This window comes from Streptomyces sp. LUP47B (genome assembly GCF_001746295.1).
Taxonomy (GTDB): Bacteria; Actinomycetota; Actinomycetes; order Streptomycetales; family Streptomycetaceae; genus Streptomyces.
In genome coordinates, this window is the sequence record NZ_MJAH01000023.1 from 58811 (window position 1) to 81996 (window position 23186).

Annotated in this window: 20 protein-coding genes and 1 pseudogene; 13 read left to right on the plus strand and 8 right to left on the minus strand. The window is 71.4% G+C overall.

From position 1 onward, the window contains the following. Positions 1–47: 47 nt before the first annotated feature. Genes BFN33_RS43790 through BFN33_RS43800 form a run of 3 tightly spaced genes read right to left on the minus strand, consistent with a single transcriptional unit; the run spans position 48 to position 3091 of the window. Positions 48–1637, minus strand: coding sequence for a transporter (locus BFN33_RS43790; RefSeq protein ID WP_069765805.1), 1590 nt, complete (start codon positions 1635–1637; stop codon positions 48–50). Then, complete coding sequence (locus tag BFN33_RS43795; RefSeq protein ID WP_069765806.1) at positions 1634–2404, minus strand: ABC transporter ATP-binding protein; 771 nt, start codon at positions 2402–2404, stop codon at positions 1634–1636. Before BFN33_RS43795 ends, BFN33_RS43790 begins: the two co-directional genes overlap by 4 nt. 24 nt (positions 2405–2428) lie before the next feature. Next, positions 2429–3091 (minus strand): bifunctional DNA primase/polymerase, encoded by a 663-nt coding sequence (locus BFN33_RS43800; protein ID WP_088245512.1) that lies wholly within the window; start codon positions 3089–3091, stop codon positions 2429–2431. 459 nt (positions 3092–3550) lie between these two features. Here BFN33_RS43800 and BFN33_RS43805 point away from each other — a divergent pair, with 459 nt between their 5' ends. Together BFN33_RS43805 and BFN33_RS43810 are read left to right on the plus strand one after the other, a co-directional pair. Then, complete coding sequence (locus BFN33_RS43805) at positions 3551–4936, plus strand: transcriptional regulator (RefSeq protein ID WP_069765807.1); 1386 nt, start codon at positions 3551–3553, stop codon at positions 4934–4936. Between the two features lie 170 nt (positions 4937–5106). After that, on the plus strand, positions 5107–6927 hold the full coding sequence (locus BFN33_RS43810) for a hypothetical protein (RefSeq protein ID WP_069765808.1): 1821 nt from the start codon (positions 5107–5109) through the stop codon (positions 6925–6927). A gap of 36 nt (positions 6928–6963) precedes the next feature. Here the strand turns inward: BFN33_RS43810 and BFN33_RS43815 are convergent, their stop codons facing one another. Then, the gene (locus BFN33_RS43815; protein ID WP_069765809.1) at positions 6964–8301 is read right to left on the minus strand and encodes an ABC transporter substrate-binding protein; all 1338 of its coding nucleotides are present in this window, start codon (positions 8299–8301) and stop codon (positions 6964–6966) included. A gap of 118 nt (positions 8302–8419) precedes the next feature. Between BFN33_RS43815 and BFN33_RS43820 the strand changes: the two genes are divergently transcribed. Beyond that, complete coding sequence (locus tag BFN33_RS43820; protein ID WP_079072335.1) at positions 8420–8920, plus strand: hypothetical protein; 501 nt, start codon at positions 8420–8422, stop codon at positions 8918–8920. Between the two features lie 46 nt (positions 8921–8966). After that, positions 8967–9836 carry a formyltetrahydrofolate deformylase gene (gene purU, locus BFN33_RS43825; protein WP_069765810.1) on the plus strand — a complete coding sequence of 290 codons (870 nt, stop codon included), beginning with the start codon at positions 8967–8969 and terminating at the stop codon, positions 9834–9836. 189 nt (positions 9837–10025) lie between these two features. On the opposite strand, the gene BFN33_RS43830 is transcribed toward purU, so the two are convergent. Together BFN33_RS43830 and BFN33_RS43835 are read right to left on the minus strand one after the other, a co-directional pair. Further along, positions 10026–11570, minus strand: a complete 1545-nt coding sequence (locus BFN33_RS43830) for a zf-HC2 domain-containing protein (RefSeq protein WP_370743379.1) — start codon at positions 11568–11570, stop codon at positions 10026–10028. 74 nt (positions 11571–11644) lie between these two features. Further along, the gene (locus tag BFN33_RS43835) at positions 11645–12226 is read right to left on the minus strand and encodes a sigma-70 family RNA polymerase sigma factor (protein WP_069765811.1); all 582 of its coding nucleotides are present in this window, start codon (positions 12224–12226) and stop codon (positions 11645–11647) included. A gap of 315 nt (positions 12227–12541) precedes the next feature. Between BFN33_RS43835 and BFN33_RS43840 the strand changes: the two genes are divergently transcribed. Continuing rightward, positions 12542–12922, plus strand: a complete 381-nt coding sequence (locus BFN33_RS43840) for an STAS domain-containing protein (protein ID WP_069765812.1) — start codon at positions 12542–12544, stop codon at positions 12920–12922. Positions 12923–13095: 173 nt separating this feature from the next. Further along, complete coding sequence (locus BFN33_RS43845) at positions 13096–13608, plus strand: EF-hand domain-containing protein (RefSeq protein WP_069765813.1); 513 nt, start codon at positions 13096–13098, stop codon at positions 13606–13608. Here the strand turns inward: BFN33_RS43845 and BFN33_RS43850 are convergent. Then, on the minus strand, positions 13587–15095 hold the full coding sequence (locus tag BFN33_RS43850) for a class I adenylate-forming enzyme family protein (RefSeq protein WP_069765814.1): 1509 nt from the start codon (positions 15093–15095) through the stop codon (positions 13587–13589). The two genes, BFN33_RS43845 and BFN33_RS43850, sit on opposite strands and share 22 nt — an antisense overlap. 139 nt (positions 15096–15234) lie before the next feature. On the opposite strand from BFN33_RS43850, the gene BFN33_RS43855 reads away from it, so the two are divergent. The 4 genes and pseudogenes from BFN33_RS43855 (at position 15235) to BFN33_RS43870 (ending at position 18675) form a co-directional block, all read left to right on the plus strand. Beyond that, complete coding sequence (locus BFN33_RS43855; protein WP_069765815.1) at positions 15235–16368, plus strand: acyl-CoA dehydrogenase family protein; 1134 nt, start codon at positions 15235–15237, stop codon at positions 16366–16368. Between the two features lies 1 nt (position 16369). Beyond that, positions 16370–16633 (plus strand): annotated as a pseudogene (locus BFN33_RS55720) (acyl-CoA dehydrogenase family protein); the annotation flags it as partial. A gap of 162 nt (positions 16634–16795) precedes the next feature. Continuing rightward, positions 16796–17704 carry an acyl-CoA dehydrogenase family protein gene (locus BFN33_RS54945; RefSeq protein WP_370743380.1) on the plus strand — a complete coding sequence of 303 codons (909 nt, stop codon included), beginning with the start codon at positions 16796–16798 and terminating at the stop codon, positions 17702–17704. A gap of 509 nt (positions 17705–18213) precedes the next feature. Next, positions 18214–18675, plus strand: a complete 462-nt coding sequence (locus BFN33_RS43870; RefSeq protein WP_069765816.1) for an ATP-binding protein — start codon at positions 18214–18216, stop codon at positions 18673–18675. Between the two features lie 322 nt (positions 18676–18997). Here BFN33_RS43870 and BFN33_RS43875 read toward each other — a convergent pair whose 3' ends face one another. After that, positions 18998–19924 (minus strand): cyclase family protein, encoded by a 927-nt coding sequence (locus BFN33_RS43875; protein ID WP_069765817.1) that lies wholly within the window; start codon positions 19922–19924, stop codon positions 18998–19000. An 85-nt stretch (positions 19925–20009) separates the two neighbouring features. On the opposite strand from BFN33_RS43875, the gene BFN33_RS43880 reads away from it, so the two are divergent. From BFN33_RS43880 to BFN33_RS43890, 3 genes are all read left to right on the plus strand, one after another. Further along, positions 20010–20879, plus strand: coding sequence for an SDR family oxidoreductase (locus tag BFN33_RS43880; RefSeq protein WP_069765818.1), 870 nt, complete (start codon positions 20010–20012; stop codon positions 20877–20879). A gap of 106 nt (positions 20880–20985) precedes the next feature. Further along, on the plus strand, positions 20986–22137 hold the full coding sequence (locus tag BFN33_RS43885) for an acyl-CoA dehydrogenase family protein (protein ID WP_069765819.1): 1152 nt from the start codon (positions 20986–20988) through the stop codon (positions 22135–22137). Further along, on the plus strand, positions 22137–23186 hold the full coding sequence (locus BFN33_RS43890; RefSeq protein ID WP_069765820.1) for a Zn-dependent alcohol dehydrogenase: 1050 nt from the start codon (positions 22137–22139) through the stop codon (positions 23184–23186). Before BFN33_RS43885 ends, BFN33_RS43890 begins: the two co-directional genes overlap by 1 nt.

Genomic DNA, 23186 nt, shown 5'->3' on the forward strand with positions numbered 1-23186 from the left:
CTCTAGACAGCAGGTCCGACATCGGCCCGGGCCACCCGGCCGATCCGTCAGCCCTTGCTGACCGCCACCAGGATCTCCGGCAGCCGGCGTGCCGTGCGCGGGGCCGCCAGCCGTAGTCCCGCCAGTGTGATCGCGGTGCCGTACACCGCGCCGATCGGCAGCAGTACCCAGCTCCACTCGTCGCCGTCCGCGCTGAGGTTGGCCCAGATCGTCAGGGCGATCACGGGAGCGCACAGCAGGGCGGCGGAGACCATTCCGCCGACGACGGCGGCCGCGGCGAGACCGGACTGGCCCGGGGCCACGTTCTTGTAGCCCTCCTGCGGAATCGAGTAGGGAAAGCGCGCCGACGTCCACGCGCCGGTCGCCAGCATCGCCCCGAGCAGCGCGAAGGACACGCCGAGCACCTCGGGCAGCTTCGGCCAGTCGTCGATCAGCGCGGTGGTCAGTACCGTGACGAGGGTGGCGTACGGCAATGTGATCACCAGCAAGGCCAGCGCCCGTCCCCGCAGTTCGACGTAGGCGTCCCGCGTCGAGGAGATGGTCATCGCGACCATCCAGAACGCGGAGGTGTCCTGCCCGAACTGGTTGTACATCTGCACGCCGAGCATTCCCGCGGCGAAGCACGCGAAATAGATGGACCCCGTGCCCTGCACCGCGTTGAACACCGGCACGATCAGCCCGATGGCCAGCGAAGTCACCCACGCGGCCTTGGTCTTGGGGTCGCGCCACACATAGCGCAGGCTGCGTTCCATGACGGTGCCGGTGCGGCCGGACGGCAGCAGCCGGGCGAGCCCCGTCGAGTTCCGCTCCCGGGTGGCCCCTTGGGAGGAGGGGAGGGTGGAGCCGTCGGGGGAGGTCATCAACCGGGTCAGATGGCGGGACCAGAGGGCGAGCAGGCCGGTCAACGCGCCCGCAGTCAGGGCGAGTTGGAGGACGGCGGTCCCGTACGACCCCTCGCTCGCCGAGTCGACCGCCCCGATCGCCGAGGCGGGCGGGATCCACTTCAGCACCTCCGCAGGCCCGTCCAGCTGTCCCAGCCCACCGGAACCGAGCCGCTGCGCGCCGAAGTTCACGACCTGCGCGCCGATCGCGATGACCAGTCCGCTCAGCACCGCCAGATCGCGGCCCTTGCGGCTGGTCAGCAGCCGGATGTTGGCCACGGCGACGGCCCGCGCGAGGGCCAGGCAGACCAGCAGCGCGAGCGCGACACCGATCACGGAGACGACGTACGCCGGCGCACCGTGCGCGACCGAGACGACGGACCCGACGAGCATGCACAGGGTGAACACCGGCCCGATTCCGACCAGCGAGGCCACCAGCAGCGCCCGTACGAGGGGCCGGGGCCGCAGCGGCAGCATGACCAGGCGGGTGGGGTCGAGGGTCTCGTCGCCGCCGGGGAAGAACAGCGGCATCACGGCCCAGCCGGCCGCCAGCACGGCGACCAGTGGGACGACGACGGAGGCGGCGTGCTCGTTGCCGCGCAGGGCGATGAGGCCGAGCAGCTGAAGGACGGAGAAGAGGAGTACGGCGATCGCCGAGGCGATGTAGGCGGCCCGCCGCCCGCCGGACTGCCGCAGGCCGTTCCTGAGCAGCGACAGCTTCAGCCGTACGACGACCGGGGTGATGTCTCCCGTCATCGGGCTCCGCCGCCCAGCCAGTCGAGGTTCGCGCCGGTGTTGTGCCCCTGTGCGCCGACCAGTTCGAGGAAGGCCCGTTGCAGGGAGGGCGCGTCGCCGCGCACCTCGTCGAGCGGCCCGTGGGCGCGGATGCGCCCGGCGGCCATGACGGCCACCCAGTCGCACAGGGACTCCACGAGCTCCATCACGTGCGAGGAGAACACGACGGTGGCGCCGGAGGCCGTGTACCGCTCAAGGACGCCCCGGATGGTCTGCGCGGAGACGGGGTCGACGCCCTCGAACGGCTCGTCCAGAAAGAGCACTTCGGGGTTGTGGAGCAGGGCAGCCGCGAGCCCGATCTTCTTCCGCATGCCGGTCGAGTAGTCGACGACCAGTTTGTGCTGGGCCCCCGCCAGATCGAGTACGTCGAGCAGCTGAGCGGCCCGCCGGTCGACCTCGGCCCCGGGCAGCCCCCGCAACCGGCCGGAGTAGGCGAGCAGTTCACGACCCGACAGCCGCTCGAACAGCCGCAGTCCCTCGGGCAGGACCCCGATCCGCGCCTTGACGTTCACCGGGTCCCGCCACACGTCCTGCCCGACGATCTCGACGGAGCCCTGATCGGGGCGGAGCAGTCCGGTGACCATGGAGAGAGTGGTGGTCTTCCCGGCTCCGTTGGGTCCGACGAGCCCGATGAACTTCCCGGCGGGAAGCTCCAGGTCGATCCCCGCCACAGCGACCTGCTGTCCGAACCGCTTCCAGAGCCCGCGCACACTCACAGCCGACGTCATGAACGCCAACCTTACGGGCGCACGTCAACGATCCCGACCGCACGCGTAGGCAAGCGGGGAGATCAACTCCTCGGCATCGGGAAGCCAGCGGTTCGCGGGCGTCGGACGGCAGGCCCACTGAACGGCGCCGGACGACCCGTACCGAGTGGGGGGACCCGCGACATACGACCCTTCCCCCAGCGCGATCAGATCGAGCGACGAGGGCGTCCAGCCAAGCTTGCGCACCAGCTCCGGCACCTTCACCGACGCCCCCGGCAGCACGAAGAATTGCATCCGGCGATCGGGCGTCAACGTCACGGGCCCCAGAGTCGACTCCATCCGCTCCATGCGGGCCAGCGCCAGAAAGCCCGCCGTCTCCGGAACCGAGATCGCGTCGAACGTCCGGCCGGTCGGCAGCAGAATCGACGCCGTCGGCTGCCTCTGCCACATCCGGCGCGCGACCGTCACACTGCCGGTGGCCTGCGTCGCCCAGTCCTCCCGGGCGGGGTGCGCCCCGGGCACGGCGCACGCGGCGTCACCGCAGGAGCACCGCTGCACCCCGTCGACGGCTTCCAGCCAGGTGCCGGGAAAGACGTCCCAGTGGCGCTCCTCGGCGTATCGAACGGCTGTCTCCAGCAGCGATTCCCCGCGCTGCTTCGGAATCTGAGCGGCTTCGGTGCCCGCGATCGTCTCTTCCACGCTCAGCACAACTCCCGCGCCCACCTCGGGTTACGGCCGGGCCCCGGCGTGGGACGGACTTCTGCCCGGTGATGCCGGCGCGCGTTTCCTCACGCTCGGCCGCGCTCGCGCGCGGGGGGACACCCGTCGCCACCGGCGAGGCACGCTCTTCGGGCGGAGGAAGCCGGTCCGGCGCCGGGACCTGCGCGCGCGGGGGAGGAGCATTGATCGGGCATCTGGGGCGCATGGATGCATGTGTGGGGGCGCGCGAGAGGAACCGGGGCGTGGGCTGGGTAACCACGAGGGGGGCAGGCTTCTGCCTTTACCCCGGCAATCCTCGCATGCCTCGCATTTTAGGCGTCACGGTGGGGCATTGATCTTCACGGCCGGATCTTTTCGGTGGGTTCGAAGGGATCCGACGGACCGATCCGGTGGAAGACACGTCAACTCGGTGCGTGGGCAGGCACCGCAGCCACAGGGGGTACGCCAATGGCCGCAAGGCCTCTCGTCGCGCGGCAGCCGAACGAACGGCTGCAGGCGCTCATCCAGGAGGCGGGGTGCTCGAACGCCGGGCTCGCCCGCCGCGTCAACATGTGCGGCGCCGAGCACGGCCTCGACCTGCGCTACGACAAGACGTCCGTGGCCCGCTGGCTGCGCGGACAGCAGCCGCGGGGCAGGGCGCCCGCGATCATCGCGGAGGCCCTCGGGCGCAAGCTCGGCCGGACGGTCACGATCGACGAGATCGGCATGGCCAACGGCAAGAACCTCGCCTCCGGCGTCGGGCTCCAGTTCTCGCCGACGGTACTGGGCGCCATCGAGCAGGTGTGTGAGCTGTGGCGCAGTGACGTGGGCCGCCGGGACTTCCTGTCCGGCTCCTCGGTCGCCGCGTCCGCGCTGGTGGAGCCGAGCCGCGACTGGCTGATCTCGTCGCCCGACTCCCAGGTGGCGCGCCAGGCGGGCCCGCGCGTGGGGCAGTCCGACGTGGCGGCCGTGCGCGCGATGACCCAGGCGCTCGTCGACCTCGACCACCAGTACGGCAGCGGGCATGTGCGCCCGGTCGTCGTGCACTACCTCAACAGCGTGGTCTCGGGGCTGCTCGCGGGGTCGTACCGGGAGGCGATCGGGCGTGAACTGTTCGCCGCCGTCGCTCGGTTGACCGAGCTCGCCGGGTACATGGCGATCGACACCGGGCAACCGGGCCTGGCCCAGCGGTACTACATCCAGGCGCTGCGGCTCGCGCAGGCGGCGGGTGACCGCGGATACGGCGGCTATGTGCTCGCCGCGTCCATGAGCCACCTCGCCGCGCAGCTCGGGAACCCGCGCGAGATCGCCCAGTTGGCGAGGGCGGCGCAGGAGGGCGCGCGGGGCCGGGTGACACCGCGCGCGGAGGCGATGTTCTACGCGGCGGAGGCCCGCGGGCACGCACTCATGGGCGACGCGCGGGCCACCCAGATGGCGTCCGGTAGGGCCGTGCACGCGCTGGAGGCGGCGGACCCCTCCTCCGGCGACGACCCGGTCTGGATCGCGCACTTCGACGAGGCCTACCTGGCCGACGAGTTGGCCCACTGCCACCGTGACCTCGGCCAGGCCGAGGCGGCGGCGCGGTGCGCGCAGGAGTCCCTGGACGGGCTTCCCGAGAACAAGGCGCGCCGGCGGGCGATCGGTCTGGTCCTGCTCGCCTCCGCGCAGGTGCAGCAGCGCGAGATCGAACAGGCCTGCAACACCGGCCTGAAAGCGGTCGAGTTGCTGGAGACCGTGCGCTCCAACCGGGGCGCGGAGTACCTCGACGACTTCCAGCAGCGCCTGGAGCCGTTCCGGGACGAGTCCGTCGTCAGGGAGTTCGGGGCCCGCCTCGACCTTCAGGCGGCCGCGTAAAGGAGGACGTATACAGCGAATGCGGGCCCGGAACCGTCATGTGATCTCCCGGGATTTGTTACGGCGGTCACAGGGACGCAGGTCACGTCCTGTGCTACGTGGCACCGGGCTCGGAGGACCCGGTAGCGTGAGCCGACGATTCCGAAGTTCCCGCATCAGTAGGAGTCCCGGTGACGCAGAGTGGACAGGGCGAGCAGCCCTCGGCGCGCGAAGCGCGCGAAGGCATCGTGCTGCCCTCCGACGGCGGGGAACCCCTGCTGCCGGGACAGACCGGTGGGCAAGGCGGTCCGCAGCCCGGATACGGCCCCCCGCAGCAGGGCGGTTATGGCGGCGCCCCGCAGCAGGGCCCGTCCGGCCCGGCGCCCGACGCGGCGTACGGCCAGGGTTCCGGCGCCCCGTCCTACGGCCAGCCGCCCGGCGGTCAGGCGTGGGGCACCCCGTGGGGTCCCGGCGGGCAGGAGGGCCAGGCCCAGCAGAGCCAGGACCAGCCGCAGGCCCAGGACTGGTCGCAGCCGCAGACCCAGACCTGGGGCACGCCCCAGCCGCCCGGCGGCATACCGCAGCCGCCCGGCGGTATACCGACCCAGTCCCAGCCGCAGCCCGCGCCGGGGTACGACACCGACGAACCGACCTCGTACTACCTGCCGCCCGTCGGTCAGCCCGCCCCACAGCCCCAGTCCCAGCCGCTGCCCCCGCAGCAGGGCCAGGTGGCGCCCTACGAGGCCCCCGGGACCGGTGCGCCGCAGCAGCCCGCGCCGGGCTACGACTCCAACGAGCCGACCTCCTACTACCTCCCGCCCGTGGGCCGGCCGCTCCCGTCGGGCCCGGGCATACCCGGCTCCGCGCCCCTGCCTCCGGCCGACGAGGGCGCCACACAGTTCATCCCGCCGGTCGCGGCCGCCCCCGCCGCCCACGAGGGAGCCACCCAGTACCTCCCGCCCGTCCGCCCCGGCGCGCTCCCGCCCGAGGTGTCCGCCGAGGCGGCGCACTACCCGAGGCAGCACCCGCAGGCTCCGTACGGCGCGCAGCCCCCGCAGAACACGGCCCCCGGCGCCGGGCCGTTCCCGCCCGGCGCGCCGAGCGGACCCGACGCCGAGGCCACGCAGTTCATCGCGCCCGTGCCCGGGCAGGCCCCCGGCGCGCCCTACGGCGGCGAACGGCAGCCGCCCTCCGAGTTCGACAACCTCTTCCGGGGTGGGCCGGGCGGTGACGGCGGGGCCGCGTCCACGCAGCAGATGCCGCGGTTCGCCCAGCCCGAGGCCGTACCGCCCGCCTATGGGGCCCAGCAGCCGTCGTACGGCGCCCAGCCGCCCTACGGACCGCCGGGCGGTGACGTCTACGACGACGGCGACCGAGGTGGCCGCAAGCGGTCGCGGGTGCCGGTCATCGCGGCCGTGGGCATCGGGATCGTCGTGCTCGGCATCGGCGCGGGCGCGCTGCTCGCCGGGGGCGGGGGCGGCGACGGGGGCGACAAGAACCAGACCGTGTCGGCGACGGCCCCCGCGACCGACGGCTCCGCCTCTCCGTCCGCCGACCCCGCGAAGGCGCAGGCCGCCGAGCTGGACAAGCTGCTCGCCGACAGCGGCAACAGCCGTTCGTCGGTGATCAGCGCGGTGGCGAACGTGAAGTCCTGCAAGAACCTCGGCCAGGCGGCCAAGGACCTGCGTGACGCGGCGGCCCAGCGCACCGGCCTGGTGACCCGGCTCAAGGCGCTCCCCGTCGACCGGTTGCCGAGCCACGCCGAGCTGACCAACGCCCTCACCAAGGCCTGGCAGGCGTCCGCGTCCGCCGACAACCACTACGCGGCCTGGGCCGACCAGGCCGCCGGCAAGAAGGGCTGCAAGAAGGGCCAGGCCCGCACCACGGGCCAGACCCAGGCCGGAAACCGGGACAGCGGCACCGCGAGTACCGAGAAGGCCGAGGCGGCCCGGCTGTGGAACGCGATCGCCAGGAAGTACAGCCTGACCGAGCGCACGGCGACCCAGCTGTGAGCGGTCCGCGGGGGGCGTCCCGGCGCCCCCCGCGGGTCAGTTCACGTCCGCGTTCTGGAGTGTCCTCGTCACGTCGGTGAAGCCCTTGCGCGCCGCCACCAGCTGGCCCTGTCGCACCACTTGGAGCGTCACATGGGCGTTGACCATGCGCGGGAAGCCGACCGAGGCGAGGTCGTCGGCGGAGCTCCAGGTGTCTCGGGTTGTCCACTGGAGAGTCGGCGTCAGACCGCCCGTCGGGATCTTGAGGCCGTTGTTGAGGGCGGCGCGGATGCTGCCGGCGGACACCTCGCCGCTGCCGAGCGACTCGACGGCCTTCGTGAGCACCGTGTAGGCGATCCAGGTGGTCTGCACGCCCGCGTCCGCCGAGTCGATGCGGTTGTCGCCGAAGGCCTCCTTGTTGATGACCTTCTTCATCCCGGCCCAGCGGGCATCGCTCTCCACGGGGTACCAGCCGGTGATGTACGACCCCTCGTAGGGCCCCGACGCCCCGCCGGACGCGTCGATCACCGTCTGGTCGACGCTGCCCATCGCCATGGCCGTGCGCACCTGCGGATACTCCTCGCGGGCGCGCCGGAAGGAGTCCATGAAGGTGCTGGTGCGGTCGCCGAGCGCGGGCACCACACACCCCTGCTTCGAGCCGGAAGCCGGGGCGCCGGCCGTCGAGCCGTCGAGCGCCTTCGTGGACTGCGCCGAGTACTCGCTGGCGTCGTCCGCCGCCCGCACGTCGCCCGCGGCCCGGTGTCCACCGGTGGTCAGCCCGGAGTCCAGCAGCACGGGCAGCTCGTCGCCCGCGATGGTGTCGGGCCGTACGAGGGTGACGTTGCCGCAGGCCGTGGCGAGCGCCTTGCCGAGGCCGGCCAGCAGGGTGGGCTGCCCGCCGTTGACGGGGTAGGACAGCGGACTGGTGAACTCGGCGTTGGTGACGCCGTAGCCGCCGATGTAGGGGATGCCGGCGCCCTCGAGGGGCGGGAAGAAGGAGTCGGCGTACTGGCTGTAGGAGCCGACGACCGCGACGACGTTCTCCTTGACCGCGCGCCGGGCGCACTTCGCCGCGGAGACACCGTCGTTGTGGTCGTTGCAGGTAAGGACGGTGAGCTTACGGCCGTTGATGCCGCCCCTGGAGTTGATCCAGCGGGCGTACGCCTGGGCGAAGGCGGGCATGCCGGGCTTGTTGGTCGCGTTGGTGTCCGACGGGGCCCAGGTCATCACCTTGATCGGGCCGTCCCCGGAACCCCCCGTGGTACCGGGGACGACCCCGCAACCGGCGGCGAGGGAAGCACACGCCACCAGTGCCCCCGCCGCGAGGGCGGTGGCTCTGACGGGCCGGTGGTGCTCGGGGAGGAAGGTGCTGCGGATGCGTCGCCTGCCGGTCATGGACACACACGCTTTCGCCACATCGCCAACTCGGGAGTGACCCTCGGTAGATGAAGAGTGACGTAAAGGTGAACAGCGGGGGCCTGTGCGGCACGTATGGGGGAAGAACGTACGATCGGTGACCGTGCAAGGTTCGGAGAACTCTTCCCGTCGCGGCCGTCGCTCGTCCACCATGGGCGGCATGCCACTGAACGACATGCCGTGGTGGCGCTGGCGCAGCAATGTGCGCTCCGCGCTGCACATGCTCTCCGACCCAGGGTTCCAGCAGAACGTCTGGCTGGCCGGCGTCGAGGGGTACGGGGACGTCACCGACGCCGTGTACCGCCTCGTCGAGGACACCTGGCTGGACAACTGGTCCGCCGAGAAATACGTGGGCACGATCTTCCGGGACTCCCAGGAGGCGGCCCTCGTCGACACCGCCGTGCTGCGGGTGCTGCGGATCATGCACCAGGTCGGCCCCGACGCCCCCGTCTCCGTGTACATGGAGAACCCGGGGTGGCCGGACGCGGTGCGGGCGGCGCGGGACGCGCATGTGCGCATGGCGACGGCCGACGGGGAGGACCCGGACGGGCCGCCGCGCACGCTCGAGGTGCTGCAGATCATGACCCGGTCCGCGTGACGGACGCGATGTCTGCCGCACCGGTGGATATGCGACCCTGTCCTGCATGAACGAGCAGTCCGCCCCCGCCGACCAGTACGTCCTGACCCTGTCCTGCCCCGACAAGCAGGGCATCGTGCACGCCGTGTCGAGCTACCTCTTCATGACCGGCTGCAACATCGAGGACAGCCAGCAGTTCGGCGACCACGACACGGGTCTGTTCTTCATGCGCGTCCACTTCTCGGGGGAGGCGCCGGTGACGGTGGACAAGCTGCGGGCGTCGTTCGCCGCGATCGGTGACTCCTTCGGTATGGACTGGCAGATCAACCGGGTCGAGGACCGGATGCGGGTCGTGCTGATGGTCAGCAGGTTCGGGCACTGCCTGAACGACCTGCTCTTCCGCGCGCGTATAGGTGCGCTGCCGGTGGAGATCGCCGCGGTGGTGTCCAATCACACCGACTTCGCCGAGCTCGTGGGGTCGTACAACATTCCCTTCCACCACATTCCGGTGACGCGGGAGAACAAGGCCGAAGCGGAGGCGCGGCTGCTGGAGCTGGTGCGCGAGCAGGACGTCGAGCTCGTCGTGCTCGCCCGGTACATGCAGGTGCTCTCCGACGATCTGTGCAAGCAGCTCAGCGGCAAGATCATCAACATCCACCACTCGTTCCTGCCGAGCTTCAAGGGTGCGAAGCCGTATCACCAGGCTCATGCGCGGGGGGTCAAGCTGATCGGGGCGACTGCGCACTATGTGACCGCGGACCTCGACGAGGGGCCGATCATCGAGCAGGAGGTCGAGCGGGTGGGGCATGGCGTGACGCCGGACCAGCTCGTGGCGATCGGGCGGGACGTGGAGTGCCAGGCGCTGGCGCGGGCGGTCAAGTGGCATGCCGAGCGCAGGATTCTGCTGAACGGGCGACGGACGGTCGTGTTCGCCTAGGAGCTCGGGGGCTGCGGTTTCGTGGCGGCTGCGGGGCGGTGGGGGCTGGTCGCGCAGTTCCCCGCGCCCCTGAAAGAAGTCGGCTGGACGTGCCTTCAGGGGCGCGGGGCTGTATCTATTTGCGGCTCCGCCGCGCGGGCGCGAGCAACCACGAACCACCAGCAGCCGCCGACGATCCCCCGCCCGCCCCTACATCCGGCTCAAGCTCGCCGCCGCGAACAGTACGTCCCTGATCGCCTCACGATCACCCAGCTGACCCGCCGCCGCTTCCGCCGGAGGCACATGGCCCGCGGCCAGCCGGCAGAACTCCACGCCGTCCAGCGCCACATGAGCCACCTCGTGCTCCGCCGAACCCACCGCCGCGGGGGAGTCCAGGGGGATCAGCCACTCACCCCCGCCCAGGCCCTCGATCTCCAGACGCAGAGTGCGGCCGGGGCCTCCGGCGCTCACGAGATGCCGTCCGTGGCTCGGTGACGCCAGACCCTTCTGCCGCCGCTCCGCCAGCACCGCGGGCAACACCCGGGCCGCCAGGTCGATCATGCGGTTGAGGTGGCGGGGGGACGGCGGCTCGTAGGGGTAGTCGACCGCCTCCGCGATGTCCTCCGCATGGACCCAGCACTCGAAGGCGCGGTCCAGCATCGCGTCGTGGAGGGGGAGGACGAAGTCGCCGTAGGGCACCTCGAGTTTGCCGGAGGTGCTGCCGGTGAACGACACCGTGCGGACGAGGTCGTGGCTCTGCTCGCGCCAGGGCGTCCGGACGGAGCGGGTCGGCGGGAAGTGTGACGCGCGCCAGTACGCCTCGGTGCGGCCGGCCGGTGTGGGCGCGTCCGCGGGGACCTCGCCCATCGGGTCGTCCAGTCCCAGGGCGACCGCGACGAGGCCGTCGACCGACAGCAGGTGGGCTATGACCCCGGCGACCGTCGTACGGCGGCTCGTCGCCTCGTCGGCGTCGAACCAGCGCAGTCGCACGGGGGCGTGCCACTCGGAGTCGCCGAAGTCCTGCAGCAGGGCGTCGAGGCGGGCGGTCTCGGCGTCGTACGGCGTGGCCCACTTGGGCATCGGGATGCGCGGCGGGCGCCGGTCGAGGCAGCCGTCGAGGACACGGGTGCGCAGACCGGGGTCCAGGTCGAGGCTCTCAGGGCGCTGCAACAGGCCCACCGCCCCGCGCAGCCGCAGTGCCTCGTCGGCGCAGTCCCCGCAGACGCCGAGGTGGTCCTCCACGGCGGCCGTCTCCTCCGCCGAGCACGCGGCCAGCGCCCACGCCCCGAGCAGCGCCTTCAGCACCGGGTGCTCCAGGACGAGGGGAGCGGAGGGGACCGGCTCCTCCAGCGCGGGCAGCGGCCGGCCGGTGTCCTCGACGGAGGCGCGCGGGAGCGGTATGCGGGGCGGGCGGGGGGAGTCGGCGCCGAGCGAGTGGGTGCCCACGGGGTCGCCGACGACGTCGGGGCCGCCGGGCCCGCCGTCACCCGCACTGCCCGCGCCTCCGATACCGGGGAGGGCCGGGTYGCCGGTGCCGTCCGTTGCGGCGGGGCCGGGGGTGCCCGGTCCGCSTGCGCTCAGGGGGAGCGGATCGCCGATGTCTCCCGTGCCGGGGCYGKYCGGGTCGCCGGTGCCGTGCTCGGTCGCGGTCGGGCCGTTGTCGTGGTTGGTGGCCGGGCCGTGGGTGCTGTCGGTGTCGGTGTCGTTGTCGTTGTCGGGGGCGTCGCTCATTTTCTCCGTGCCCTCGGGGCACATTCCATGGTCCGCCGAACCCTCTCGCGCTCCGTACCCGTCCTGTTCGTCGGGCGCCTCGAAACCGTCTGCTCCGCTCACGCCGCGCCTCCGTATCCCGGCGGCGCACCAGGCGCTCCGGCGTCGTGGGCCGTGGACAGGAGCTGGAGGCCCAGGCGGAGGCGACGGCGGGCCTCGTCCTCGGTGATGCTGAGGTCGGCGGCCGCCTGGCGGTAGTCACGGCGCTGGAAGTAGGCCAGCTCCAGGGCGGCCCGCAGCGGGGTGGGCATGGACTGGACGATGTAGTCGGCGCGGGCGGCGACCGAGGCGTGGCGCACCTTGCGTTCCAGTTCCTCGGTGGAACCCTCGGTGCCCTGGGTGAGCGCGGCGGTCTCGGTGGCACGCAGCCGCTGCACGGCCAGACGGTGGGTCAGCCCGGCCACCCAGGAGCGCAGCGGGCCCTGTTTGGGGTCGTAGGCCTCGGGGTGCTCCCAGACGTGGACGAAGACCTCCCGGGTGATGCCGTCGGCGGCGCGCTCGTCTCCGAGCACGCGATGGGCGAGACCGTGCACGAGTGAAGCGAAACGGTCGTAGAGCTCGCCGAGGGCGGCCGCCTCACCGSGTGCGAGCCGCTGCTGCATCTTGCGGTCCCAGCGGGGCGGTGCGTCCTTCTTCGCCATGCGGCCCCCTCACCCCTGCAAGTGTCCGGGTCAAGCCTGCGCCCACCGTCTCCTCGAATGTAGTCGGCACCTCCGGCAGCGCACGCCCCTTTGTTCCAATGCACGCCCCCCGAGGGGCCGCAGGTGGTAGTGGACCTTCCCCTACCCGCCCACTCACTGATCAGACCTGATCGAACAGGATCGAAGTCGACTAAAACAAGCCTCTTTTGAACGTTTTCCGTTTCTCGGTCTTTGTTTCAGGGAACGGCCGCTGGGCAGCCGCGCTGCAAGGAAGCGTAGGAAAGGCTTCCGTTTGCTTTCCCGCGAGCGAAGGGCATGGTGGTGGCGTTCAATGTGACCGGCAACGAGCAGGGCGACTGGACCGTGCTCAGCGTGACGGGCGAGCTGGACCTGGTGACCTCGCCGGTGCTCCGCCAGCGCGTCCACGACGTGGTGGCCGAGGGGCGCCACAGTCTCGTCCTGGACCTCTCGGACGTGTACTTCTGCGACTCCAGCGGTGTCGGCGTCCTCATCGCCTCCCGCCGTCTGATCCGCTCCTGCCAGGGAGATCTGCGCCTGATCCTCCCGGCCCAGGGCGCCGCCGACGGCTCCCACGTCAACCGCGTCCTCGGCGCCCTCGGTGTCCGCCGCCTGTTCGAGGTCCACCCGGACCTGGACTCGGCGACCGACGAGGAGGCGGACCCACTGTCGGCCTGAGCGCGGCCGTGGGCCCGACCGGCTGTGACCTGTGGCACCCCGACTGCCACACCGTTGTCCCGAAATTCTCCCGGTCTTGGCACAGGCGCCGACTTCCGGCCCCGGGGGCGCCGCTCGCGTCGTACGCTCCGTGCGAGATGCACCCGATGTGATGTGAGGCGGCTCGAAGAGACATGGTCAGCAGCGAGTACGAACGCAGGATCGCCGGCCGGTTCGTCACCTTCGACCAGGACGGCAACGGCTACATCGACCGCGAGGACTTCAACGTGGCGGCCAAGGCGCTGCTCACGGAGTTCGGTACCGCGGCACGCTCCGACAAGGGACAGGCGCTGTACATCGGCGCGGAGGCGTTCTGGCAGGGCATGGCCGGGATCGCGGACCGGGACGGCGACCAGCGGATCACCCGGGACGAGTTCGTGAACGGCGCGGTCAAGCGGCTGCGCGACAACCCGGAACGCTTCGCCGAGATCGCCCGCCCCTTCCTGCACGCCGCGCTCGCCGTCGCGGACCAGGACGGCGACGGCCGCGCCACCGTCGAGGACACCGCGCGTGTGCTGCGGATCCTCGGGGTGAGCGAGGACATCGCGCGGGCCGCCGCGGCCACCCTGGACACCGACGGCGACGGCAAGGTCGGCGAGGACGAGATCGTGCCCGCCTTCGCCCGCTACTTCACCGTGCCCGAATAGCGCTCTCGGAGCTTGTACTTCAGGACCTTCCGCAGGGTCTCGTTGCGCGGGAGGGCGTCCACCACCTCCACCTGCTCCGGCAGCTTGTGGGTCGACAGCCCTTCGGCGCGCAGATACGCGGTCACGGCGTCCAGGGTCAACGTCCCGGCCCCCTCGGGCTGTTCCACCACGGCACACACGCGTTCCCCGCGCTCGGCGTCCGGCAGCCCGATCACCGCCACGTCCCCGACGTCCGGATGCGCGGCCAGCAGGTCCTCGATCTCCTTCGCCGAGATGTTCTCGCCCTTGCGGATGATCACGTCCTTGAGCCGTCCGGTGAGCACCAGGTGGCCGGTGGCCGTGAGATGTCCGAGGTCACCCGTGCGCAGGTAGCCCTCCGCGTCGAAGGCCTCCGCCGTCTGGGACGGGTCGAGATACCCCTGGCACACCGCCTCCCCCTTCAGCCGCACCTCCCCCTCCACGATCCGCACGGACATCCCCTCCGGCGGCCGTCCCTCGGTCGTCGCCAGGTTCTCCACCGTGTCGTCCGGATCACCCATGGTGATCATCGGCACCTCGGTCATGCCGTACCCGTGCGTCAGCTGCGCCCCCAGCTCCCGTACGACGGAGTGATAGACCTCCGGCGGCTTGGGCGCCCCGCCGCCCGCGAGCAGCCGCAGGGACGGGATGATCTTCTCGCCCGGCTGTTTGCGCTGCTCGGTGAGGAACATCGAGTAGAACGCCGTCGAACCGCCCGCCACCGTCACCCCGTGACGGCGATAACCCTCCAGCGCCTCCGGCAGGGCGAACTGCTCGAACATCACCGCCGGGAAGCCGTACAGCAGCAGCATCACGGTGTAGTCCGGGCCCGCGATGTGGGCGTACGGGAAGGCCATCGACCCCACGTCGTCCGCCGTGAGGCGCAGCGCGTGCGCGAGGCAGGAGCCGCCCGCGATCAGCGAACGGTCCGTGTGGAGAACGCCCTTGGGGTCGGAGGTGGTTCCCGAGGTCCAGTAGATCCACCGGACGGAGGTGCCGTCGGCCGGCGGGGCGGGCAGGACGGCCGGATCGCCGTCCGGGAGGTCGTCGTACGCCTCGAAGATCCCCTTCGCGCCGAGCCGCCGGGCCATCTCCGTGTGGTCGAAGCCGCGCCAGACGCCCGGTACCGCGAAGAACTCCGCCTTCGACTCCCGCAGCGCGAAGGCTACTTCGCGGTCCCGGTAGAAGGGGATGACGGGCGACTGCACGGCGCCCAGACGTGCGAGCGCGAAGGACAGCAGAGCCGTCTCGATACGGGTCGGCAGCTGCCAGGCGACGACCGTGCCGGGGCGTACGCCCATGTCGTACAGGCCGGCCGCCACCCGCTCGCCGCGCGCGTGGAGCTCGCCGAAGGTGAGCGTGCGGTCGTCCTGGAGGAGGACCCGGCGGTCAGGGGTCAGATCGGCGCGGCGGGCGACCAGCTCCCAGAGGGTGCGGGACGCGCTGAGCGCGTGGGCGGTGTCGGTCACGGCGGCCCCCTTGGGAAACTGACGGGCAGTCAGATCGTGGCCAGAGCGTAGGGCGGGACGCCTTGTCGGTCCAGGGGTGCGGGACTTAGCCTTCCGGTGCGAGCGGTATCTGACGGGTTATCAGATATGGAGTGCCGTCATGGATCTCGCGTACACGCCGCAAGAGGAGGAGTTCCGGGCGCGGCTGCGGGAGTGGCTCGCCAAGGCGCTCCCCACGCTGCCCCCGAAGCCGTCCCCGGAGGACTGGCCCGGGCGCAGGACCTACGACCTCGGCTGGCAGCGCATGCTGTACGACGCCGGGTACGCGCACGTGCACTGGGACGCGTCGCCCACCACGCGGCTGATCTTCCTGGAGGAGACGGAGGCCGCAGGCGCGCCCTATGTGGGCGCCGGGTTCGTCGGACTGCTCCACGCGGGACCGACGATCGCCGCCGAGGGCAGCCCCGAGCAGCGGGAACGCTGGCTGGCGCCGATCCTGCGGGGCGAGGAGGTCTGGTGCCAGGGGTTCAGCGAACCGGACGCCGGGAGCGACCTCGCGGCGCTGCGCACGCGCGCGCGTAGGGACGGCGACGACTATGTGGTCACCGGGTCCAAGATCTGGACCTCGCACGCCGAGGTGGCCGACTGGTGCGAGCTGCTGGTGCGGACGGATCCGGCGGCTCCCAAGCACCGGGGCATCACCTGGCTGGCGATGCCCATGTCCGCGCCCGGTGTCGTGGTGCGCCCGCTGCGCACGCTCGCCGGGTCCGCCGAGTTCGCCGAGGTGTTCCTCGACGAGGTGCGGGTCCCGGTGGCGAACCGGGTGGGCGAGGAGAACGACGGCTGGCGCGTGACCATGGTGACGCTGTCCTTCGAGCGCGGCACGGCCTTCGTGGGCGAGGTCGTCGCCTGCCGGCGGGTGCTGGGCGAACTCGCGCGTACGGCACGGGAGAACGGGCGCTGGGACGATCCAGTGCTGAGGCGGCGGCTGGGGCGGCTGAACGCCGAGTTCCGTGCGCTGTGGCGGCTGACGCAGTGGAACGTGAGCGAGGCCGAGGCGAGTGGCGGGGTGCCGGGGGTGGGAGGTTCGGTTTTCAAGCTCCGCTACTCGCACGCCCGCCAGGAGTTGTACGACGCCGCTGCCGACGTACTGGGGCCGGACAGCCTGGATCTCGACCGGCCCTGGGTGCTCGACCGGTTGTCCTCGCTGTCGTACACGATCGCGGCCGGGACCTCGCAGATTCAGCGGAACATCGTGGCCGAGCGGATTCTCGGGCTGCCGAAGGGGCGTTGACGTGCGCTTTCAACTGACCGAGGACCAGCAGGCGTTGCGCGCCGGGATGCGGGAGCTGCTCGCGCGGCGCTTCGACGGGGAGACGCTGCGGGCCGCCGCGGAGGACCCCGGTCTGGACCGTGAGCTGTGGCGGGAGCTGGGTGCGGCCGGGTTCTTCGCGCTGCGGGTGCCGGAGGCGGACGGTGGGGTGGGGCTGGGGTTGCCGGAAACCGTGCTGGTCTTCGAGGAGGCCGGCCGGGCCCTGCTGCCGGGCCCGTTGGTGGCGACGCACCTCGCGGCGGGCACGGTACCGGGGGCGGCCTCCGGCGAGACGGTGGTGACGGACGTCGACAGCGGCGGACTGGTCGAGTGGCTGACCGAGGCGGACGTCGTACGCGGGGACACCACGGCGGCGGTGCCCCTGCGCTGCGTGGACCCGCTGACGCCGCTGCACCGGATTCCGGGAGCGGGGGGCGGACCGCGCCGGGCCTGGCCCGGGTGTGATTCGCCGACGGGGGTGGACCGTGGCTCCTCCGTGCGGCTCCGGGGGGCGGGGGTGGGGTCGGAATCCTCCGCGCACCCGGGGACGGGCGTGGACCACGAGCCCTCCGTGGGGCTCCCGGCGACGGACCCGTCGTCGATGCCCGGGCCGTCGTCGGCTGCCGGTTCGTCGTCCTCGGCTGTGCCGGGCCTGTCTTCCGTCGATGCTGCTGGTTCGTCTTCGGCGGTCGCTGGTGGTTCGTCATCGGCTGCCGCGTCCGGCTCGGCTGCCGTCGACGCTGCCGGTTCGTCTTCCGCGGGCGCCCTCAGCCGGTCCGCCAAGACCGCTCCCGGCCGGTATTCCGCGGCCGCCCCCGGCCAGTCCTCAACGAACCTCCCTGGCCCGACCTCCATCACCGCCCCCTCTCCGTCAGGGCTCCCCGTGTCCCGATCCCCCCGCGCCGCCGACCCCGTCGCCGTGCTTCTGACTGCTGCCGAGCAGCTCGGTACCGCCACGCGGGTGTGTGAGCTCGCTGTGCAACACGCCGGGACTCGGGAGCAGTTCGGGCAGCCGATCGGGGCCTTTCAGGCGGTCAAGCATCTGTGTGCGCAGATGCTGGTGCGGGCGGAGACCGCCCGGGCCGCGGTGTACGCGGCCGCCGTGACCGCCGACCCGGTGGACGTCGCTGCGGCCCGGCTGCTGGCCGACGAGGCGGCCGAGCGGGGTGCCCGGGACTGTCTCCAGGTGCACGGCGGGATGGGCTTCACCTGGGAGTGCGAGGTGCAGCTGCATCTGAAGCGGGCCTGGGTGCGGGCCCGGAGGGCCGGTGGCGGTGCGGAGAGTGAGGAGTTGCTCGCCGTCGATCTGTTGGCCTGAGGCGCCCGCGACCGGCCCGCTCCTCGGCGGGTCCGGAGCGGATGTCGCGGATTGTGGCATACCGGAATCACTCAGCGTTGGTATCGGGTTGTGTCCTATGTGTGACTCGTCACGTCCTGGAGTCGGCGCCCGGCTCCGGTACCTTGTGTGAGATGCGAGTGGTTCCGAGCATGAGCCATGCCGGTGTTGCCCAAGAGGCGGCCCCGGACCCGGCGATGCGCGCCGCTGCTCGCGGGCCGGTAGGCCCTGCGACCACCGCCTGTTCGACTTCCCGCGGCGGGCGTCGCACAGTATCCCGCACGGGTACTCCTTCGCGCTGGAATATGCCCGAAGCGCTTGTTGGCGTGACTGTACGTCAACCATGCTGTCCTGTAAGGGATTCACGTTCTGTGACCCCGGCTTTGGTCATTGTTCTGGTCATGCAAAAAATGGCTACGATCGTGGCCCTCGTGAGGCGCGAGGCCATGTGCCCGCCGGTTCGGATGGTGTGAGCGGTGCAGGTGCTTCAAGTGCAGCTGGAGATCCGGCCCGACCCCGCTGAAGTGGGGCGAGCCCGGCGGTGGGCCCGCTCGCGGCTCGCCGTATCCGGGATAGAGGTCGACGAACCGCTCGCCGAGATCCTGATCCTGCTCGTGTCGGAGCTCGTCACCAACGCCGTGGTGCACACCGGCCGTCCGGCCGTCCTGCGGCTGTCCCTGCCGGACGCCGAGGTGGAGTCGGCCACCGTCCGCCTCGAGGTCGCCGACCGCAGCGGCCGGGCCCCGGTGCCGCGCTGCGTCGACGGTGAGGCGACCGGCGGCCGCGGCCTCGCCCTCGTCGACGGCCTCGCGGACCGCTGGGGCTGGAGCCCCGAAGGCACGGGCAAGAGCATCTGGTGCGAACTCGACCGCTGCGAGCAGCCGCGGCAGAGCGCGGAGGCCTACGACATCGACGCCTCGGCCTACGAGGGATTCGCGTTCGAGGCGGTGTGACCGGCGCACGGTCGCAGAGACCGCCGTCACCCTTCGCTCGAGGCGGGGCGGTGCGCCGGGACGTGCATCCGTGCGCGGTCATGGCAAATGGGTCGTAAGTAATAAATCCCCGTACCGGTGTTGACGCAGCGTGTTCGATTGATGACGCTGGTGGTCAGCGATTCGCCGCGAGGGGACGCCGAGGGCTTCGGTGACGGAAGCCCCCGACGAGTGCGGATCGTGACGCGGTGTCGATTTCCTCGGGGCGGAAGGAAGTCGATGACGGCGGCGCGCGAGACCGTGCTCGGGGCGGATCTGCGCGCCGCCGACCGACCTGACCTCCTTACAGAATGGCCACCGGGGCCACGGGCGTTCCGGTGCCGCCGGCGAACGGCTCGGGCATCGCCGACAGCAGGAACGCGTACCGGCCAAGTTGTCCACAGGCTGTGGACAACTCTTCGAGGTTCCAGTTCTGACCCTGCAGCATCCCCATCTCCACCAGGTCGAGGGCGTGCACCGGCAGCCACAGGTCCTCGATCTCGGGCGGGAAGATCTCGAACGTGAGCGTGTCGTTGGCGACCGCCGCGACATCACGCGCGTGGAACCACTCCGGAGTGCGGACCGACAGGCCCGGCGACGGATAGGCGTACGCCTCCCTGTCCCCGGCGAGATACACCTGGATCTGTCCGGTCCGTACGAGCACGATGTCACCGGCACGCACGCGCGTGCCCGCGAGTTCCTCGGCGGCCTCCAGGTCCTCGGGGGTCACGGCGTGGCCCCCGTCGAGCCGGTCCACACCCCGCGCGCGGGCCACATCGAGCAGCACCCCGCGCGAGACGACGTGCCGCGCCTTGTCGATACCGCCGAACTCGGCGCCGCCGTGCGGGGTGATGGTGCCGGCCGGGCGTCCGTTGTAGAGCATGCCGGAGTGCGAGACATGGGTGAGCGCGTCCCAGTGGGTGGCGGCCTGCAGGCCCATGGTCACCGCGTCGTCGCTGCACGCGACCGTCCCCGGGCCGAAGATCTCCTGGTTGATCTGCACCATCACATGCAGGGGGTTCACCCGGCCCGGCATCATCCCGGTCTGCACGCCGTCCTGCCTGAGGGGCAGGGCGAGGGGGATGCGACGACCCGTGCGGACGGTCGCCGCGGCCTCGCGGACGACCTCGTCGGTGATCAGGTTCAGGGTGCCGATCTCGTCGTCGGCTCCCCAACGACCCCAGTTGTTCACGCGCTTGGCGATGTCGTGGAACGCGGCCGGAAGTGACATCGGGCCCTCCCCGGGGCTTGTGTCCGCACATCTGACGGGTCATAAAATCTAACGGTCCGTCAGAAACCGCGGGAAGGGGCCGGGCATGGGGAACTTCTTGGCAGGCAGGGTCGTCGCCGTGACCGGCGCGGGGCGGGGGATCGGGCGGGCGGTCGCGCTGGCCGCGGCGGGGGAGGGGGCGCGCGTCGTCGTCAACGACTACGGCGTCTCCGTGGACGGGGCGTCTCCCGCGAGCGATGTCGCCTCGGGTGTCGTGAAGGAGATCGAGGCGGCCGGGGGTGAGGCCGTCGCCGTGGCCGACGACATCTCGACGATGGCCGGTGGGCAGCGGGTCGTCGATACGGCCTTGGCTTCCTACGGGCGGCTCGACGGTGTCGTCTGCGTCGCCGGGATTCTGCGTGAGCGGATGTTGTTCAACATGACCGAGGAGGAGTGGGATCCGGTCGTCGCCACGCATCTGAAGGGGACGTTCACGGTGTTCCGGGCGGCCTCCGCGGTGATGCGGAAGCAGCGGGCGGGGACGTTGATCGGGTTCACCAGCGGGAATCACCAGGGGTCCGTTTCGCAGGCGAACTACAGCGCGGCGAAGGGCGGGATCATCTCGCTGGTCCGCAGTGCGGCGCTCGGGTTGCACAAGTACGGGGTGACCGCGAACGCGGTGGCGCCTGTCGCCCGTACGCGGATGTCGGCGAACGTGCCGTTCGAGCTGACGGAGATCGGGGAGCCGGAGGACGTGGCCGCCATGGTGGTCTACCTGCTGTCGGCGCGGGCCCAGGAGATCACCGGGCAGGTGTACACCGTGGCGGGGCCGAAGATCGCGGTGTGGGCTCAGCCTCGGGAGTTGCGCGCCGCGTATGCCTCCGGCGGGTGGACGCCGGAGACGATCGCGGAGTTCTTGCCGGGGAGCGTGGGGGTGGATCCGATGCCGTTGCTTTCTGGGCCGGGGGCCCAATAGCTCGGGGGTGCGGGTTGTTCGGCGGCTGCGGGTCGTTCGTGGTTGCTCGCGCAGTTCCCCGCGCCCCTGGGTGGGGTGTCGGGTCCGGTGTTGAAAGGAGATCCTCGTGGACTTTGGGTTCAGCGCGGAGGACGATGCTTTTCGATCCGAGGTGCGGGAATGGCTGTCCAGCCACGTGGACGGGGCGCAGGACCGGCGTACCTGGGAACGCACTCTCGGGAAGTCCGGGTGGATCGGGCTCGGGTGGGACGCATCCGGGTACGGGAACCGGACCGCCACCCTCACCCAGCAGGTCGTCTGGGCCGAGGAGTACGCGTGGTCCGGGGCGCCGGCGCGGTCCGGGCACATCGGGGAGAAGTTGCTGGCTCCCACTCTCCTCGCGCACGGTACCGACGAGCAGAAGGCGCGCTTTCTTCCTCCCGTCGCCGCTGGGGAGGAGCTGTGGTGCCAGGGGTACAGCGAACCCGGGGCGGGGTCCGACCTCGCGGGGGTGCGGACCAGGGCCACGCGGGTCGAGGACGGGACGTACCGGATCAGCGGGCAGAAGATCTGGACGTCCCTCGCCCACGAGGCGGACTGGTGTTTCGTCCTCGCACGGACCGATCCGGAGTCCCGTCGGCATCACGGGCTGTCGTTCCTCCTCGTTCCCATGGACCAGCCGGGGCGCATCGAGGTGCGGCCCATTCGGCAGATGACCGGGACCAGTGAGTTCAACGAGGTCTTCTTCGACGGGGCACGCGTTCGTGCGGAGCATGTCGTCGGGGGTGAGGGGCGTGGCTGGCAGGTGGCGATGAGCCTGCTGGGGTTCGAGCGCGGGGTGTCCACGCTGGCCCAACAGGTCGGGTTCGCCGAGGAGTTGACCCGGGTGGTGCAGGCCGCCGTACGGACCGGCGCGGTGTCCGATCCGGTCGTGCGGGCGCTGTTCGTGCGGCAGTGGGCCGAGCTGCGGACCATGCGGTGGAACGCCCTGCGCACGCTGGGGAGTTCGGGGGACGCCGGGGCGTCCAGTGTGGCCAAGCTGCTGTGGGCGGGGTGGCATCAACGGCTCGGGGAGCTGGCGATGCTCGTGCGGGGGACGGAGGCGACGGTCGGGCCCGGGGACTGGTCCCCTTCCTCGCCGTACGAACTCGACGCCCTGCAGCATCTGTTCCTGTTCTCGCGGGCCGACACCATCTACGGCGGCTCGGACCAGATCCAGCGCACCATCATCGCCGAGCGGGTGCTCGGTCTGCCCAGGGAACCCAAGGGGGTCGTCTGATGCGCGGCGTGCTGTTCGACGGGAGCCAGATCCAGGTCGTCGACGATCTGGAGGTGCGGGAGCCGGGGCCGGGCGAGGTACAGGTCGCGATCTCGGCGGCCGGGTTGTGCCACAGCGACCTGTCCGTGGTGGACGGGACCATTCCGTTTCCGGTTCCGGTGGTGCTGGGGCATGAGGGCGCGGGCGTGGTGGAGGCGGTGGGGGACGGGGTCACCCATGTCGTGCCCGGTGACCATGTGGCGCTGTCCACGCTCGCCAACTGCGGTGCCTGCGCCGACTGCGACCGGGGGCGGCCGACGATGTGCCGCAAAGCCATCGGGCGGCCCCAGAAACCCTTCTCGCGGGGCGGGGAGCGGGTGTTCCAGTTCGCGTGCAACTCCGCCTTCGCGGAGCGGACGGTGGTGAAGGCCGTCCAGGCGGTCCGGATTCCGAAGGACATCCCGCTGACGTCCGCCGCGCTCATCGGTTGCGGGGTGCTGACCGGGGTGGGGGCCGTGCTCAACCGGGCCCGGGTGGACCAGGGAGAGAGCGTGCTGGTCATCGGGACCGGGGGGATCGGGCTCAACGTCCTCCAGGGCGCGCGGATCGCGGGGGCGTCGCGGATCGTGGCGGTCGACGCCAATCCGGCGAAGGAGGCGATGGCCCGGCAGTTCGGGGCGACCGACTTCCTGACGTCGGCGGAGGGGGTGCGCGACCTGCTGCCGCACGGCGTGGACCACGCCTTCGAGTGCGTCGGCCGGGTCGAACTCGTGCGCACCGCCGTCGACTCGCTGGACCGGCACGGCCAGGCGATCCTGCTGGGGGTCCCGGCGGCGGGCGCGGAGGCGTCCTTCGTCGTCTCGTCGATGTTCCTGGACAAATCCATCCTCGGCTGCCGCTACGGATCGTCCCGGCCGCAGCGGGACATCCCGCTCTACGCGGACCTCTACCGACAGGGACGGCTGCTCCTCGACGAGCTGGTCACGGAGACCTATCCCATCGAGGACTTCGAGAAGGCGGTGGGGGACGCGGAGGCGGGGCGGGTGGCTCGGGGGGTGCTGACGTTCTAG

Coding starts and splice junctions, on each gene's coding strand:
- BFN33_RS43790 (WP_069765805.1), bottom strand. CDS start 1,637: ATGACGGGAGACATCACCCCGGTCGTCGTACGGCTGAAGCTGTCGCTG.
- BFN33_RS43795 (WP_069765806.1), bottom strand. CDS start 2,404: ATGACGTCGGCTGTGAGTGTGCGCGGGCTCTGGAAGCGGTTCGGACAG.
- BFN33_RS43805 (WP_069765807.1), top strand. CDS start 3,551: ATGGCCGCAAGGCCTCTCGTCGCGCGGCAGCCGAACGAACGGCTGCAG.
- BFN33_RS43815 (WP_069765809.1), bottom strand. CDS start 8,301: ATGACCGGCAGGCGACGCATCCGCAGCACCTTCCTCCCCGAGCACCAC.
- purU (WP_069765810.1), top strand. CDS start 8,967: ATGAACGAGCAGTCCGCCCCCGCCGACCAGTACGTCCTGACCCTGTCC.
- BFN33_RS43840 (WP_069765812.1), top strand. CDS start 12,542: ATGGTGGTGGCGTTCAATGTGACCGGCAACGAGCAGGGCGACTGGACC.
- BFN33_RS43845 (WP_069765813.1), top strand. CDS start 13,096: ATGGTCAGCAGCGAGTACGAACGCAGGATCGCCGGCCGGTTCGTCACC.
- BFN33_RS43855 (WP_069765815.1), top strand. CDS start 15,235: ATGGATCTCGCGTACACGCCGCAAGAGGAGGAGTTCCGGGCGCGGCTG.
- BFN33_RS43875 (WP_069765817.1), bottom strand. CDS start 19,924: ATGTCACTTCCGGCCGCGTTCCACGACATCGCCAAGCGCGTGAACAAC.
- BFN33_RS43880 (WP_069765818.1), top strand. CDS start 20,010: ATGGGGAACTTCTTGGCAGGCAGGGTCGTCGCCGTGACCGGCGCGGGG.
- BFN33_RS43890 (WP_069765820.1), top strand. CDS start 22,137: ATGCGCGGCGTGCTGTTCGACGGGAGCCAGATCCAGGTCGTCGACGAT.